Genomic DNA, 14856 nt, shown 5'->3' on the forward strand with positions numbered 1-14856 from the left:
CCCGCTCCGCTTTGCCACCAGGCGCGTGGGCCGCGCGGCCGTCGAGACGCACTGGCCGGGGACACCGACGGGTCTGGCCGCTGTCCTGCGTCTGGCCGGGTTGCCCTCGTCCTTGAGTGCCGGCGGTTCATAAAACGGATGCCCCGGGCCACCTGTGAGGGTGGCCCGGGGCATCCGCTTACGAGAAGGTGCTCAGTGCATTACGCCGAACGGGTTTCGTTGGCGAAGGTTGCAACGTCGATGACGAAGCGGTAGCGCACGTCGCTGCGGATAACGCGCTCGTATGCCTCATTCACCTGGTCGATTGAGATGATCTCCACGTCCGCGCCGATACCGTGAGCTGCGCAGAAATCGAGCATCTCCTGCGTCTGGCGGATGCCACCGATCTTCGATGCCGCAATGGAGCGTCGCTGTGCGGCGAGCCAGAACATCTTGACCTCATCGGGCTCACTGGGAATACCAACGTGAACGAGGGTGCCGTTCAGGGCAAGAAGGCCAAGGTACTTCTCGACGGGCAGGTTCGCGGCAACCGTGTTCACGATGAGGTCGAAGTGGTTCTCCAACTCGGTGAACGTGGCCGGGTCGCTCGTGGCGTAGTAGTGCTCGGCGCCAAAACGCAGGCCGTCATCCTTCTTGCTGAGCGTCTGGCTGAGCACGGTGACCTCGGCACCCAGCGCACTGGCGATCTTGACGCCCATGTGGCCGAGTCCACCCATTCCTAGGATGGCTACCTTCTTGCCGGGGCCGGCATTCCAGTTCTTCAGCGGCGAATACAGCGTGATGCCGGCGCAGAGCAGGGGGGCAGCTTCGGAGAGCTCGATGCCCTCGGGGATGCCCAACACGAAGTTTTCGTCCACGACGACAGCAGTGCTGTAGCCACCGTTGGTGGGGGTGCCGTCGTAGTAGCGCGAGTTGTACGTACCAACCTCGCCCTTCAGGCAGTACTGCTCTTCGCCCGCGAGGCAGTTGGCACACTCGCGGCAGGAGTCTACGAAGCAGCCGACGCCCACGCGGTCGCCCACGCGGTAACGGGTGACGTCGCTGCCGACGGCCGAGACGATGCCGGCGATCTCGTGACCGGGAACCATGGGGAACAGTCCCACGCCCCACTCGTCACGGGCCTGGTGGATATCGGAGTGGCAGATTCCGGCGAACTTGATGTCGATCGCAACGTCGTTGGCGCCGGGGGTACGAACCTCGATGGTGGTGCGCACGAGGGGCTGGTTGGCCGCAGGCGCGGCGAGGGCGGGAACGGTGAGAGTCATGGGAACGTCCAATACGTAGTTATGAGGCGGGGGAGATCCGTGCCAGGCACGACACCTACCCCTACGACGCTACGCGGCCCAGCTGGCACTCTCATGCGTGAGGGTGGCCCTGATTGACCCACCCGGGGCATCCGCTGTCGGGAATACTGGCGCACGAGCGTGCTGGGCGGCGGTCGGAACAGCGTGTCGGCTAGGCGCGTGTGCCGTTCAGGTTCGAGGTGCGAGATGCGGCGCGGTGCGCGCGGAGGGCTAACCATGCCCCCGAGGACCATAGAGTCCAGATCACGAGGACCGGCTGGAACAGCAGTCGGATGGACCGTGACAGATCGCTGTTCAAGCCAAAGGAGTCCGTGTGGGTGACGAGCTGGGAAATGTTGCCGGGGAAGATGGCGATGAAGAACGCGGCCACGATCCAGCCCACCTGCACCCGATACCGGCCGAGGACGAGGAGGGAGATGCCCAGAATGATCTCGACGATGCCGGAGGCCACGACGACGAAGTCGCCGTCGAACGGAAGCCAGGTGGGAACCTGAGCCAGAAACGCTTCGCGATTGACGGTGAGGTGGCTCACACCAGCCATGAGCAGGGCAGCGCCGAGCACCAGGCGCGATAGCGTGCGCAAAATGGTGGTGCGTTTCTTCTGCGGGGTGAAGAGGTTCATGGGCGACCTTCGGCGACGATATCTGAACAGGGAAGCGGTGCCTCAAGCCTCTCATTCTTTACTGGCCTGCCGCCCATCGGCCCAGTACACCTAGCGAGGTTCTGAGCTGGAGGAGTACTTTTAGCGGTAACTCCCTGATCGAAAGACTGAATGTCATGCTTCGTACCCTCGGGGTCTTTGTTGCCCGTCACCGCCTGAGCGCTCTTCTCCTCTGGGTTGTGGTGATCGGCGCCAGCGTGGCGACCGCCCTGGTGGGAGTCACCGGGGAGAGCCTGTTTCAACGTCTGTCCAGCGCTGGACCCTCCGTTGCCGGGGAAGCCAGCGAAGCGGCTGATCTGTTGCAGAGCAAGACCGCTGGTGACACGGAGTCCCTGTCGCTGCTTGTTCATGATGTCGATCTCTCCGCCCCCGAGTTGGCACGCGTCCTCTCTGCGGCCACGGTCGACCTCACCGCGATCGACGGCGTCACCGCCGTCGTGAATCCGTTGTCGGTGCCGCCACTGGCGAGCGGACAACCGAACCCTGCCGTGGCGCCGCTTCTGGCCGATGATGGCACCGGACTGCTATTGAACGTGGAGATGGCAACAACCGACGGGGATCTGAGTGCCGTGGTGCTCGATGCTGTGCAGGAACGGCTGGGCGTGGCGGCAGAAGAAATTCAGAACCTGGATTCGGGGGCGGTGGCAGAGGTTGGTGGCACCCCGCTGCTGGTGGAATCCCTCGTGGCCGTTGCGGAGGCCGACCTGCAAAAGGGGGAGCTGATCGCGCTGCCGATAGCGCTCGCCGTGATGCTCGTGATCTTCGGCGGCTTCCTGGCCGCCGGCATCCCGTTGATTGGCGCGATCGCCTCCATTCTGGGCGCCCTCGGTGCGCTCTGGGGGTTCAGCTATGTCATGGAGATCGACACCACGGTTCTGAACGTGATCACCGTCATCGGACTCGGTCTTTCCATTGACTACGGACTGTTGATCGTCAGCCGGTTCCGGGAAGAGTTTCGGACGCTGGTGGCCCGAGTGGGTGTGGATCACCCGGCAGCGGAACGACATGAGCTGATGCTGGAGGCCGTGGGGGTGACTCTTGACACGGCCGGCCGCACCGTGCTCTATTCCGGGCTGACCTTCGCCATTGCGACGGTGGGCCTCCTGGTGTTTGAGTCGACCATCATTCGGGCGATCTCCATCGGCGCGGTCTCGGTGGTGCTGATCGCGATTCTGACGGCCCTCGTGCTCATACCAGCGCTGCTCGGGTATTTCGGGGAGCGGCTACTGAAACCGGGTATTCTCACCCGTATTCCGGCATTGGGAACGCTCCTGACCCGCTTCGGCGATGTTGCACCACCCGAGGGGGTGTTCTCTCGCCTCACCCGTCGGGTGCAACGGGCCCCCGTGCTCGTGGCTCTTGGTGGTATCGCCCTGCTGCTTCTGCTCGGCAGCCCCGTGCTCAACATGACGGTGTCGAGTAGCGACGCCAGTGCAATCCCGAAGGCCGCATCCCAATATGAGTTCGTCACGGTGCTGAACGACCATTTTCCGCTGGCAACGGCGCCCCGGGTGCAACTGGTGGGGGACACCGACGAGGTGTCCGCCAGTGCCTGGGCGGAAGACGTTGCGGCCTTGCCGAACGTCACGGCCACAACACCGCCGGTGGAGGTGAACGGGTATTGGGTGTCACGCGTCGATGTCGAGCTCAATCAGGGGCCCTCCGTCGTGCGGGAGATCCGTGCCGACCGGCCGGCGTTCGACAATTGGGTCGGCGGAACGGATGCCGCTGCAGTGGACTACACCGACTCACTCCGCCGCGGAGCACCCTGGGCCGCCCTGATCATCGGCGGTGCCACCGTTATTCTGCTGTTCTTGATGACCGGTTCCGTGCTGATCCCGCTCACCGCTCTTCTGGTGAGTGTGATCTCGCTGGGGGCAGCCGTGGGAATTCTGGTCTGGGGTTTTCAAGACGGCAACCTCGCCGGGCTGCTGAATTTCGATGCATCGACCATTGCCGGAGTCGACCCCCTGGTACTCACCCTGGTGCTGACCTTTGGGTTTGGGCTGGCCATGGACTACGAGATGTTTCTGCTGGCCCGCATCAAGGACCACCATGAGCAGGGCGAGAGCACTCGTCGTTCCATCGAGACCGGCCTGCAAAGTTCGGGCCGCATCATTTCGTCTGCGGCCCTCATCATTGTGATTGTGTTCGCCGGTTTCGCCACCGGAAATCTGCTGCAAATGAAACAGATTGGCATTGCGCTCGCCGTGGCCGTTCTCTTGGACGCGACGCTGGTGCGCACCATCGTGGTCCCGGCCTTGATGACCGCACTGGAAGGACCGCTGTGGTGGGCACCGACGTGGCTCAAGCCGATTCATGCCCGCTTCGGCATGCGCGAGTAGCAGTTACCCGGGCTATCGAGAATTCCCGGTTAGGTCTTGATGCGGGCCTCACCGACCTTTCTGTCGCCGTGATACCGGGAGAGAATACCGGTCGACACGCTGGGGGAGACTCCCCAGTCTTCTGCTCCTCGTTTACGGTCAGCGAAAGGCAGAGATGCCCGTGAGGTGGTGGCCGAGGACAAGCGTGTGGACCTCGTCGGTACCCTCATAGGTGCGCACACTTTCGAGATTGTTGGCATGGCGCAGGGGAGAGTGATCGAGTGTGACGCCATTGCCGCCGAGAATCGTGCGGGCTTCGCGAGCGATCTTGATCGCCTCGCGGGTATTGCTGAGTTTGCCGAGAGAGATCTGATGCGGCTTCAGCCGGCCGGCATCTTTCAGGCGACCGAGATGAAGCGCCAAGAGGGTGCCCTTGTTGATCTCGACCGCCATATCCACGAGTTTCTGCTGAGTGAGTTGGAACCCAGCGAGAGGCCGATCAAACGGCGTGCGGGTCTTCGAGTAGGCGAGAGCCGCTTCAAAACTGTCGCGAGCAGCACCCATGACGCCCCAGGCGATCCCGTACCGAGCCTCATTCAAGCATTCGAAGGGGCCGCGCAGACCCGTGGCTTTCGGCAACAGCGCCGTTGACGGCAGTCGCACGTCCGTGAGGATGAGTTCCGTTTGAATGGAGGCTCGCATGGACAGTTTCTGTTCGATGAGCTGCGCCTCAAAGCCGCGAGTGTTCGTGGGAACGATAAACCCGCGAATGCCCTCATCAGTCATTGCCCATACGATCGCGATCTGGGCGATTGTGCCCAGACCGATCCATCTTTTGCGTCCGGAAATGAGCCAATCGTCGCCGTCACGGCGAGCGAACGTTGTCATGCTGGCCGGATCTGAGCCCGAATCCGGTTCGGTGAGCCCAAAGCATCCGATGGTCGTGCCTGCAGCCATGCCGGGCAACCACTCATTTTTCTGATCTTCGGAGCCGTGCTTGTAGATTGCGGCCATTGCCAGCGACCCTTGCACGCTCACGAAGGTGCGTAGGCCAGAATCGCCGGCCTCAAGCTCAAGTGCGGCGAGTCCGTATTGCACGGAACTCTTGCCGGAGCAGCCGTACCCCGTGAGGTGCATGCCGAGCAGCCCTAGTGCGGCCAACTCGGGAATGAGCTCGAGCGGAAAGTGAGCCTTCTCAAACCATCCGGCAATATTGGGCCGGATCTCCGTGTCGACGAACGAGCGAACCACGTTTCGCAGTGCGATCTCGTCAGGGGTCAGCAGAAACTCGAAGTCAATCAGGTCGGAGCTGTCAGTTATCAGATTGTCGTCAGACATCAGTTCTCTTTCGTCAGCAGGAAGCTAGGAGGCCAGGAGGTGGGGACCGCAAGGATAACGCTGCGAGAATTTTCTTCATCAGTTGTCGTCGAGCAACGCGGCCGCGTACATGGGACGAGCGGCGTCGACGCTCGGCGGGTGGAACAGGCTTGCCGTGGCGTCCCTGAAAAGACGATTGATCTCGTGACCGGCGTTGAATCCCGCGCCGCCCACGCACATCATCGCCGACTCGGTGGCGTGCCGCGCCACCGTCGAGGCATTGAGGCGCGCGCTGATCAGACGCAGGGGCCAACCGGCTCCATGGTCCACGAGGTCGTCAAAGTCGCGGCTGTAGGTTTCCAGCTGCGCCGGGACGGCCATGTACTCCATGAGGGCGTCGGCCAGGCGGGATCGGAATTCCGGGACTTCGGCGAAGGTTGTGCCGTTTTTACTGGACTGCCGAGTTTTTAGGCCCTGCGCTCCCAGCGTTAGTGCGCGGCGAGCAATTCCGGCGTAGACCGAGCCGACCAGCAGCTGAAAATGAGTGGCGATTGCAAACGTGAGCAGGTCAGGGTGCTTTCCCGCCGGAATGGTGCGGGCCACTCGGTCTGGCCGCATGCGCACCTTCGTCAGCGTTGTGGCACGACTCTGTGACCCGCGCATGCCGAGAACATCCCACTGGTCCGACGTGGAGATGCCGTCGGCCGAGCGTTCGAGGAAACCGAAAACGAGGGTCGGGTTGTTCTCGTCCGTGTTGTCCAGTCCGTGCGCGATCATGCGTGTCCACACCGGAGACAGCGAGGTGAATATTTTCACCCCCGTGAGCAGATATCCCCCGTCGGGCTGAGGCTCAGCGACGGTTGTGGAATCTTGGAGTACCCCATCATTCGATGCCTCGCTCACCCCGAAGGCAAAAATTTCGCCGGTGAGAGCCTCGTCGAAGACATACGACAGGGAGCGGTCACCACGCTCGAACATGGCTCGCACCACACCCGTGCACATGAGATGCATGTTGACGGCAAGAGCGGTCGACGGCGCGGCGGTGGCCAGTCGTTGCTGCAATCGGGAAACCTCGTTGAGGGTGAGGCCCCCGCCACCAAATTCCGTCGGCACGAAGACACTGAGATACCCCTGGGTCGCAAGCTCGGCCAGGTCGTCATGACAGAAAAGGTTCTCTCGGTCGTACACCTCGGCGCGATCACGGAACCGTTCCAGCAGATCGTCGGGCAGATACTTCTCGGCCAACTCTGTGTGGCGGGTCTCCCGGTCTGACATGCGCTCTCCTTGGTGCTACGTTGTGTGTTCCGAGAATGGCACCGTCCTGCCCACTCAACCACAATGAGTGTGACAGCACGGTGCGCCTCCTTATCGCCGATTCACTCGGCGGGCTCCGGCTCGGACCAGCGTGCCACTAACTTCTGGAGCTCCTCCGTGAGAGCAAGGGGTTGATCGAGCATCACATGATGACCACTGTCTTCGACGACAGAGACGGGGATTCGATCACCAAACCGTGCCTGAACCCAGTCTGCGATGTCCGAATCACCGGCACCCCGACGCCCGAGCAGCAACGCGACGTCTCCCTGGATGCTGAGTAGATCATCCGGGTTCCACCAGGGTGCGGTTTCGAAGATCGCCGGATCAAACCGCCACCGCCAGCCACCCTCGACCTGCACAATCGAACCCGCTGCAACATAGTCGCGAATGTAGGACAGCGTCGCGTCGTCTTCGGGGAGAGTGCGGTAGCGACCCAGAATCGTTGCGCGATCGGGGTAGATTGTGGCCTCTCGCCGGTTTATTCGGGGGAGGTGTGACCATCGTTCCTCCGACTGCGGTGTAATCGATGAGTCAATCGCGAGCGTTCCGCGAATGGCGTGGGCGGCATCCGCTGCCGCGGTGAGGGCGATGAGTCCACCCAGGCTGTGCCCCAGAAGAATGGGGGGAGTAGATGACTCGGAGGCGGCAACCGCCATGACTTCGGAAGCCCACTGGGAGAGGGAGTAGGTGTGTCGGTGGCCACTTTCGCCGTGCCCGGACAGGTGCAGCGCGATGATCCGATGGCGCGCGGTGAGGTTGGGGGCGATGTGATCCCACCATCCGGCGTGGGCTGCGCCGCCGTGAACGAGAACGACGGGATCACCGTCCGTGGAGCCCCATGCTTGGTACGCGATCACGACGCCGTCCACCACAATGGTGTGGTGCTCCGGTATCGCTTCGAGTGCCGTCGTGAACCAGGTGGGAACTTCTTGAGTGAACACAATATTTCACGATAGACCCTTGCCCTCCGGCGCGGGCTGTCAGTTCACCGGGTGGGCCAGCTCCTCTTCCAGCCGCTCGACGTCGTGGCGGTGGCACAGCTCTGTTGCCGGTGTCATGGCCGTGGCGCTTCCCGCAGCGACAGCGCTCTGAAATGCCCTCGCCAGGTCTCTGCCCTGAGCGAGTCGGAGTACGAACGCACCGAGAAAACTGTCGCCGGCTCCAACCGTGCTCTGCACACTCACGCGCGGGACCGGCTGGCGGAGGATTCTGTCAGCGGAAGCCAATACCGCGCCCGCACCGCCCAGGGTGAGGGCAACGAATTCGGCCGCTCCCTGCGCCACAAGGGTGGACGCAGCCTCGATCTTGCTCTGCTCGCTGTCGAGAGTCGCCCCCAGAAACTCTCCGAGCTCCCGACCACTGGGTTTGACCATGAACACGCCCTCGTGAAGTGCTGCAGCGAGCGCGGCACCGCAGGCATCCACTATGCACCGAGCATCGTGTTCACGTGCGAGTCGAGCAACCCGGGCATAAAAGTCGTCGGGAACCCCGGGAGGCAGACTGCCGCTGGCGACAACGTACCCACCTTCCGGAATGGAGTCCGCGACGAGCGCCAGACAAGCTCGCCATTCGGTGTCGGTGAGCTCGGGGCCCTGCAGCACAAAACGGAACTGGGAGCCGCTGGCGATTTCATCGACCGTGAAGCTTTCCCGCGTGCTGCCAGCGATAGGAACCACCAGTGTCGGGATACGCTCGACCTCAACAAGACGGCGATAGGCCTCACCCGTTGGACCGCCCGCGGTGTAAATGGCGAGAGCCCGACCGCCCAGCCGCTGCACCACGCGGGCCACATTCATGCCACCGCCACCGGGATCGAGGCGCGAACGGCTACAGCGTAGCTTGTGCTCATTGACCACCCGTTCCGTGGAGGTGCTGATGTCCACTGCGGGGTTCAGCGTCAGTGTGAGAATGGGCTGCATGGTGACTTCCTCGATCTGAGCCGTTGGCTCGGGTCTGTTTTTCGCTAACGGGTACTACTGAAGCCCGGAAGTCAGTCGAGCCAGACCGTCCAGTACGGTCCTGCGCAGGGGCTCTTTTTGCCATTCGGCGAGCGTGAGTTCCCGGCTGATCTGGCGGTACCCGTCTTCAACCTGCCGCATTTGCGTGACAAAGGTGTGCCCTCTCACCATGAGCGACACCTCCAGATCCAGGCTGAAGGAGCGGATGTCCATGTTGCTGGAGCCGATCACGGCGACATCATCGTCGATGGAAAAGTGTTTGGCATGCAGGATGAACGGCGGGGGATACATCCAGATGTGCACACCCGCCTCGAGAAGAGCAGCGTAATAGGAACGTTGAGCGTGATAAACCGCACCCTGATCGCCGATTTCCGAGACGAAAAGCTCCACATGCAGGCCGCGCTGGCAGGCTGACGTGATCGCGTACATCATGGCCTCATCGGGCACGAAGTACGGGCTTGTGATGATGATGCGCTCCTGAGCTGAGTAAAGGAGAGCCAGAAACAAGCGCAGGTTGTTTTCCCCGTCGAAACCAGGACCGCTCGGCACGACCTGGCATTCCAGCGCATGCTCGGAGGTCTCCGAAAGAATGGTGTCCGCGGCAACACGTTCGTGGCTGAGTATCTCGTCGGTCTCGCTGTACCAGTCGGAGAGAAAGATAACGTTGATGCCGCTAATGACGGGTCCGGTGACTTCCGTCATCAGCTCCTGCCACTGCAAACCCCGCTTGAGATTCTTGGCCGAGTTGTAACTGCGGTCAATGAGGTTCTGCGAGCCCATGAATCCCACCCTGCCATCAACAACGACAAGTTTGCGATGGTTACGCAGATCGGGCCGCTGATATTTACCCTTGAGCGGTTGAACCGGGAGCATGTAATGCCACATGACGCCGATACGGTCGAACTCCGCACAGGTTTCGGCGTGACCGACCGTGCGGACCGATGCGATGTGGTCCAACATGAGCCGGACGGTCACACCCCGTGTGACGGCCTCCTCCATCGCCCTGAAAAAGTCCTTCGTGGTCTCATCGAAAGACACGATATAGAACTCCACGTGCACGAACGTCGTCGATGTTCTGATGGCGGCTGCCATAGCCGCGATCGAGGCGTTGTAGTCACCGATGAGTCGGGCCGTGTTGCCGCCGATGATGGGAACCGCTCCGAGGCGGGTGTTGAGCTCGACGACAGAGGCAAACCACGCCGGCCAGGCGGTGTGGTCGTGATCGAGGTTCATGCCCGCGACACCCTCCGAAATGAGCCGATTGATGCGTTCCTGTTTGTCACGTCGCTTTCTGGGCAGCTTCGAACTCCCGATCAGCAGGAAGAAGAAGATACCAATGTAGGGGATCAAGAAAACGGCCAGCAGCCAGGCCATAGCCGCACTGGGCTTGCGATTGCGGGGAATGATGATGATCGCAGCGATCCGTACGGCCAGATCAATGAGGGTGACGATCACCCACACCCACAGGGTGGTCTGCGACGCGTTCACGGTTGCCCTCCCTGCGGGCGCACTCGCATCGAGGGAGTTGCTCGTTGTGCCGCCGGGATAACGGCCGTGTTGCGACATCTGCTGGTGGCGATACTCGATTGCGTCCTGATCATCGGTCACCCTCTCCGTTTGACCACGACCCTACGCCTTGACGGATTCACGGATGAGTCCCTATCGGGGTTGCATGTGCGGGGCTACACTCCGCTGTATCAGCACGGGCCTGTGGTCGAAAAAGAGCGAAACGTGAGTCTTGGAGGCATGCGCGATGTTAGGAGCCATCGAAATTTTGGTGATCTCGTTTCCCGAGAATAACTTCACGGGAACAATTCTTCCCGAGCTAGCAAAAATCGTCGACAACGAGACGATCACGATTGTCGACGGACTTTTCGTGATGATGGACGAGGACGGCTCGGTAGCTTTCTCGGAATTCGATGAGCTGGGTGCGAACTCGGAGGTGGCATCCCTCGAGAAGCTGCTCGGTCGGGTTGATGGGCTCATCTCCGATGATGACGTGGTGGAGCTGACGGCCGGCCTGCAACCCAACAGTTCGGCGGCGATATTGGTGTTCGAACACACGTGGATGAAGCCGCTGCGCGATGCAATCGTCGACTCTGGCGGAGTATTGCTCGAAAGTATCCGTGTTCCCGGTGCGGCCGTCGATGCGGTCATCTCCTCATTGAATGACTTGGATTGAAAGGCGAAGATCATGCCACGACGAATGGGACGACCCGGACTGATGGGAACGATGGCTCGCACAGCCGTGGTCGCCGGAACCGCAACCGCGGTAGCGGGCAACGTGCGCAATAGGCAGCAGGCCGGTGCGCAACAGCAGGCGGCCCAGCAGCAGGCTCCTCAACCCACACCGCAGGACGACATGCTGGCCCAACTGGCGAAGCTGGGTCAACTGAAATCTGCGGGGCTGCTGGACGACGCCGAATTCGCGGCGGCCAAAGCAAAACTTCTCGGAATCTAACGGACGCTGCTCCGGCGTCTCACGGCGCCGGAGCTGCGTTGTGTCTCGCTGGGTACGTGCGCTATCTCTCGGCCGCTGTGCGCAGTTCGCCGTCGTGGACGGCAGTGCCGAGGAATGCGACGAGGGGCAGCATGGCCCGAAATCGTTCCACGACAAGGTCAGCGAAGTTCGGTTGCAGCGCGGCTGCCGCCGGCAGTTCGGCCGACGCCGCCCAACTCCGTTTCTTGAGAAGCTCGATGGCGGGGTGATCTGCCGGATAACCGCGGGGTGGCCGGATGAGTGGGTTGCCGTCCATCGGGTGGGCAAGACCGTTATTTTCCAGGGTCTCGATAATCGTCGCTAACTCGACGTGATGCTTGAGAACGTAATCGCGAATGCTGGCAAGCTGAGGAGCCCGGGGCTGGTACGCCCCTCCGGCGATGAGGATGCCGGTGGATGAAATCTGCAGGTAAAACCCACCCCCACCTGTTTTCTCCTGGCCTTGCCGAGGCCAAAATGCCCCCACGTGGGTTTTGTAGGGAGTTTTGTCTTTGGCAAAGCGCACGTCACGGTAAATGCGAAACATTGCTTTCTCCGGCGGTCGCAGATAATCGGGCGCGAAGGCCTCGAGTCCGTCATTGACCCTGTCAATGATGTTCAGCAGAGGCGCTTTGAGCGTCGCGTCAAAAGTCGGCTTATGCTCCAGAAACCAGGGCCGCTCATTGTTGTGTTCAAGATCAACGAGAAACTGCATGCTCTCATCCGTGAAGTGCACTGGCATCGGGGTCCTTTGTGTGGCGGGTACTCCTAGAGATCCTGCCACGGTTGACTGGGTGCACTATTGCCCGGGTCGACCTACTGGACGTCGAGCAGGACCTCGTTGTGCCGAAGAAATGCGGGCAGGTAGGGCGGGTCAAAGCGAGCGAACCGAGGCGTCCCCGTGGCTGCGAGCCCCGCCGCAGTCAGCGCCGACCTCAACTCCCCAAGATGTTGAGCGAAGTTACCCTCTTTTCAGCTGCCACGAAAGCGCACCACCGCGACCAGGCTTTCCGGAACGGTGCGAAGCCGCACCATGGAGTCAGTCGGCTGTGGTGCCGTTTCTGCCGTGAACCCCGCAGGCAATACGAAGGCCACGTCGAAGAGCCCCGAGGATGTGCTGCCCTGCTGAACCACGGGGGCGGTCATGGCAATCTTCTCCGACGCGTTTGCCTGCACAACAGGCGCCGTCATCGCGACCTTCTGGCGTGAACGATTGGCGCCACTGATATATGCAAACAGGTATCGAAAAGCCTTATTGCCGGCATCGTCAAACTCGCCGTCTGTGGTCACCTCGGCGAGCAGATGTTCCGGGTACCGGCGCAGTTCAAAGTCGCTCTCGGTACGCACCACGTCATAGGGCTGTTGATCGGTCACGGCCTCATGGTAGCCCTCATGACCCTGAGCTGGCTGACCCACTCGGCTCTCTGTCAGGTGCCCGACAGGGAGATGCCTAGGCTGTAGGCATGGCTACAGTTCTTCTTGTGCGTCACGGACGCACCACAGCAAATGCCGACGGAATTCTGGCTGGGCGAGCGGACGGCATCCGTCTCGATCAGATAGGTCAGGATCAAGCGGCCCGTGCGGGTAAACGGCTGGCCGTCGTCCCGCTGGTGGGCGTGGTCTCCAGCCCGTTAGAGCGGTGCCGGCAGACATCGGAGTTCATTCTCAACCTGCAGACGGGATCGCCGGCAGTGCCGGTGGAGCATGACATTACCGAGTGTGACTACGGCGATTGGCAGGGCCGGGCCCTCGGCGATCTGGCCAAGGAAGCTCTGTGGCCGGTGGTGCAGAACCAGCCCTCCGCGGTGGTGTTCCCGGGTGGCGAGTCCATGGCGACCATGCAGGCGCGGTCGGTTGCCGCGATTCGGCGCCTGGACGCCGCGTTTGAGGCCGAGCACGGCCCGGGGGCGGTGTGGGTGGCCGTCAGCCACGGAGACATCATTAAAGCGATTCTGGCCGACGCGCTCGGTATGCATCTGGATCTTTTTCAGCGCATCAACGTGGGACCCGCATCCATCTCGATCGTGAGCTACGGCACGAGTCGCCCCACTGTTCACGCGACCAACACCGACTCCGGCGACCTCGCGTGGCTCGCAGCCAGAGACCTCACCACCGATGCACCGGTCGGTGGCGGGGCAGGTCATCATGCGCCGCACGAACAGCGTGCCTAAAATATAACCATGCCTACAATCGTGCATGAGTTCGCCTGGCCAGATCGAGTCGTCGTCGGTACCGTTGGTGCCCCGGGATCCCGCAGCTTCTACCTTCAGGTGCGCAGTGGCGCCCAGATCGTGAGCGTGGGTCTCGAGAAACAACAGTCCGAGCTGCTGGCTGAGAAGATCGACGAGATTCTCGATCAACTGATCGCTTATGAGGGCAACCCCTTCAGTATCCCTACCATCACGCCCATCGAACTTGTTGACAACGACCCGCTCGAACAGCCCGTTGAAGAAGACTTTCGCACCAGCGCCATGAGCCTCGGCTGGGACCCGTCAACGGTACAGGTCGTCATCGAGGCGTACCGGTATGAAGAAACCGACGAAGACGCCCTCGAAACCGAAACCCCGGAACCCGTGGAAGTGCTCCTTGTGCGCATGCCCGTGGGAACAGCGCGGGCATTTGCCAAGCGCACCCGCGAAATTGTGGGTGCCGGACGGCCGATGTGCCCACTGTGCGGAAACCCCATGGACACGGACGGGCATTTCTGCCCGATGCCCGGCGACGAATGACCCCCGCGATCGACCTCGACACCGACGTGCTCGAGCTCACGGGGCGCATTCGTACCGCGTCGAATGCCACATTCCTCGGCAGCATCGGGGGAGTGCAGGTGGTGTACAAGCCGATTACCGGAGAGAAGCCGTTGTGGGATTTCCCCGACGGTAACCTCGCCGGCCGGGAAGTTGCTGCCTATGCGGTCTCGCAGTCTTTCGGCTGGAACGTCGTGCCCCGAACGTGGCTCCGCGACGGTCCGATGGGACCCGGCATGGTGCAACTCTGGCAGGACGCCGATCCCGACCAGGACGCCGTGGATCTGGTCTCCGCAGATGCGGTCCCGGGCGAGGGATGGCGTCAGGTGCTCGAGGGATCTGACGAAAAAGGCCGCCCGGTAGCGCTCATCCACGAGGACTCGGCGGCGCTTCGGCGCATGGCCGTGTTTGACATCGTCGTCAACAACGCTGACCGCAAGGGTTACCACATTCTGGCGATGAAAGACGGTCACCGTCACGGCGTAGACCACGGCGTCACCTTTCATACCGAGCACAAGCTGCGCACGGTGCTGTGGGGATGGCTCGGTGACGAGCTCACGAGCGACGAGCTGGCTGGCATCGACCGGGTCATGACCCACCTCACCGGCGAGCTTCGGGTGACGCTTGCTGACCTTATTGGCGCCGCTGAAATCGATGCCCTGGCGGCGCGCTGTACGCGTCTTCGCGCTGAGGCCTGTTTTCCCGCCCCGGAGGGCGACATGTCCGCCGTCCCCTGGCCGCTCTTCTAGGTT

14 protein-coding genes and 1 pseudogene are annotated in these 14856 nt (G+C 61.9%); 6 read left to right on the forward strand and 9 right to left on the reverse strand.

Annotated elements, in window-relative coordinates; genetic code table 11:
* Positions 1-200: 200 nt before the first annotated feature.
* Together H4V99_RS07445 and H4V99_RS07450 are read right to left on the reverse strand one after the other, a co-directional pair.
* Positions 201-1265 (reverse strand): NAD(P)-dependent alcohol dehydrogenase, encoded by a 1065-nt coding sequence (locus tag H4V99_RS07445; protein WP_280676923.1) that lies wholly within the window; start codon positions 1263-1265, stop codon positions 201-203.
* Positions 1266-1455: 190 nt separating this feature from the next.
* Entirely contained in the window at positions 1456-1926 is a 471-nt protein-coding gene (locus H4V99_RS07450) for a hypothetical protein (protein ID WP_280676925.1), read from the reverse strand.
* 155 nt (positions 1927-2081) lie between these two features.
* On the opposite strand from H4V99_RS07450, the gene H4V99_RS07455 reads away from it, so the two are divergent.
* Complete coding sequence (locus H4V99_RS07455; protein WP_280676926.1) at positions 2082-4310, forward strand: MMPL family transporter; 2229 nt, start codon at positions 2082-2084, stop codon at positions 4308-4310.
* Between the two features lie 138 nt (positions 4311-4448).
* Here the strand turns inward: H4V99_RS07455 and H4V99_RS07460 are convergent, their stop codons facing one another.
* The 5 genes from H4V99_RS07460 to cls all read right to left on the reverse strand — a co-directional run bounded on the left by H4V99_RS07460 (position 4449) and on the right by cls (position 10366).
* Positions 4449-5627, reverse strand: a complete 1179-nt coding sequence (locus H4V99_RS07460) for an acyl-CoA dehydrogenase family protein (RefSeq protein WP_280676928.1) — start codon at positions 5625-5627, stop codon at positions 4449-4451.
* 78 nt (positions 5628-5705) lie between these two features.
* On the reverse strand, positions 5706-6881 hold the full coding sequence (locus H4V99_RS07465; RefSeq protein WP_280676930.1) for an acyl-CoA dehydrogenase family protein: 1176 nt from the start codon (positions 6879-6881) through the stop codon (positions 5706-5708).
* Between the two features lie 101 nt (positions 6882-6982).
* The gene (locus H4V99_RS07470; protein ID WP_280676932.1) at positions 6983-7861 is read right to left on the reverse strand and encodes an alpha/beta hydrolase; all 879 of its coding nucleotides are present in this window, start codon (positions 7859-7861) and stop codon (positions 6983-6985) included.
* Positions 7862-7900: 39 nt separating this feature from the next.
* The gene (locus H4V99_RS07475; RefSeq protein ID WP_280676934.1) at positions 7901-8839 is read right to left on the reverse strand and encodes a 1-phosphofructokinase family hexose kinase; all 939 of its coding nucleotides are present in this window, start codon (positions 8837-8839) and stop codon (positions 7901-7903) included.
* Positions 8840-8893: 54 nt separating this feature from the next.
* A complete protein-coding gene (gene cls / locus H4V99_RS07480) occupies positions 8894-10366 on the reverse strand; it encodes a cardiolipin synthase (protein WP_280680023.1) in 1473 nt (490 codons plus the stop codon).
* A gap of 265 nt (positions 10367-10631) precedes the next feature.
* Here cls and H4V99_RS07485 point away from each other — a divergent pair, with 265 nt between their 5' ends.
* Together H4V99_RS07485 and H4V99_RS07490 are read left to right on the forward strand one after the other, a co-directional pair.
* Positions 10632-11060 (forward strand): DUF6325 family protein, encoded by a 429-nt coding sequence (locus H4V99_RS07485; RefSeq protein WP_280676936.1) that lies wholly within the window; start codon positions 10632-10634, stop codon positions 11058-11060.
* A gap of 12 nt (positions 11061-11072) precedes the next feature.
* Positions 11073-11339 (forward strand): SHOCT domain-containing protein, encoded by a 267-nt coding sequence (locus tag H4V99_RS07490; protein WP_280676938.1) that lies wholly within the window; start codon positions 11073-11075, stop codon positions 11337-11339.
* Positions 11340-11400: 61 nt separating this feature from the next.
* Here H4V99_RS07490 and H4V99_RS07495 read toward each other — a convergent pair whose 3' ends face one another.
* Positions 11401-12099, reverse strand: coding sequence for a DUF2461 domain-containing protein (locus tag H4V99_RS07495; protein ID WP_280676940.1), 699 nt, complete (start codon positions 12097-12099; stop codon positions 11401-11403).
* 74 nt (positions 12100-12173) lie between these two features.
* Positions 12174-12773: pseudogene (locus H4V99_RS07500) on the reverse strand (heme-binding protein).
* 47 nt (positions 12774-12820) lie between these two features.
* On the opposite strand from H4V99_RS07500, the gene H4V99_RS07505 reads away from it, so the two are divergent.
* The 3 genes from H4V99_RS07505 to H4V99_RS07515 are packed head-to-tail and all read left to right on the forward strand — an operon-like array spanning position 12821 to position 14853.
* On the forward strand, positions 12821-13528 hold the full coding sequence (locus H4V99_RS07505) for a histidine phosphatase family protein (protein WP_280676942.1): 708 nt from the start codon (positions 12821-12823) through the stop codon (positions 13526-13528).
* A 9-nt stretch (positions 13529-13537) separates the two neighbouring features.
* Positions 13538-14086, forward strand: a complete 549-nt coding sequence (locus H4V99_RS07510) for a DUF3090 domain-containing protein (RefSeq protein WP_280676944.1) — start codon at positions 13538-13540, stop codon at positions 14084-14086.
* Complete coding sequence (locus H4V99_RS07515) at positions 14083-14853, forward strand: SCO1664 family protein (protein WP_280676946.1); 771 nt, start codon at positions 14083-14085, stop codon at positions 14851-14853. Before H4V99_RS07510 ends, H4V99_RS07515 begins: the two co-directional genes overlap by 4 nt.
* Positions 14854-14856: the final 3 nt, after the last annotated feature.

This window comes from Cryobacterium sp. CG_9.6, assembly GCF_029893365.1.
GTDB lineage: Bacteria > Actinomycetota > Actinomycetes > Actinomycetales > Microbacteriaceae > Cryobacterium.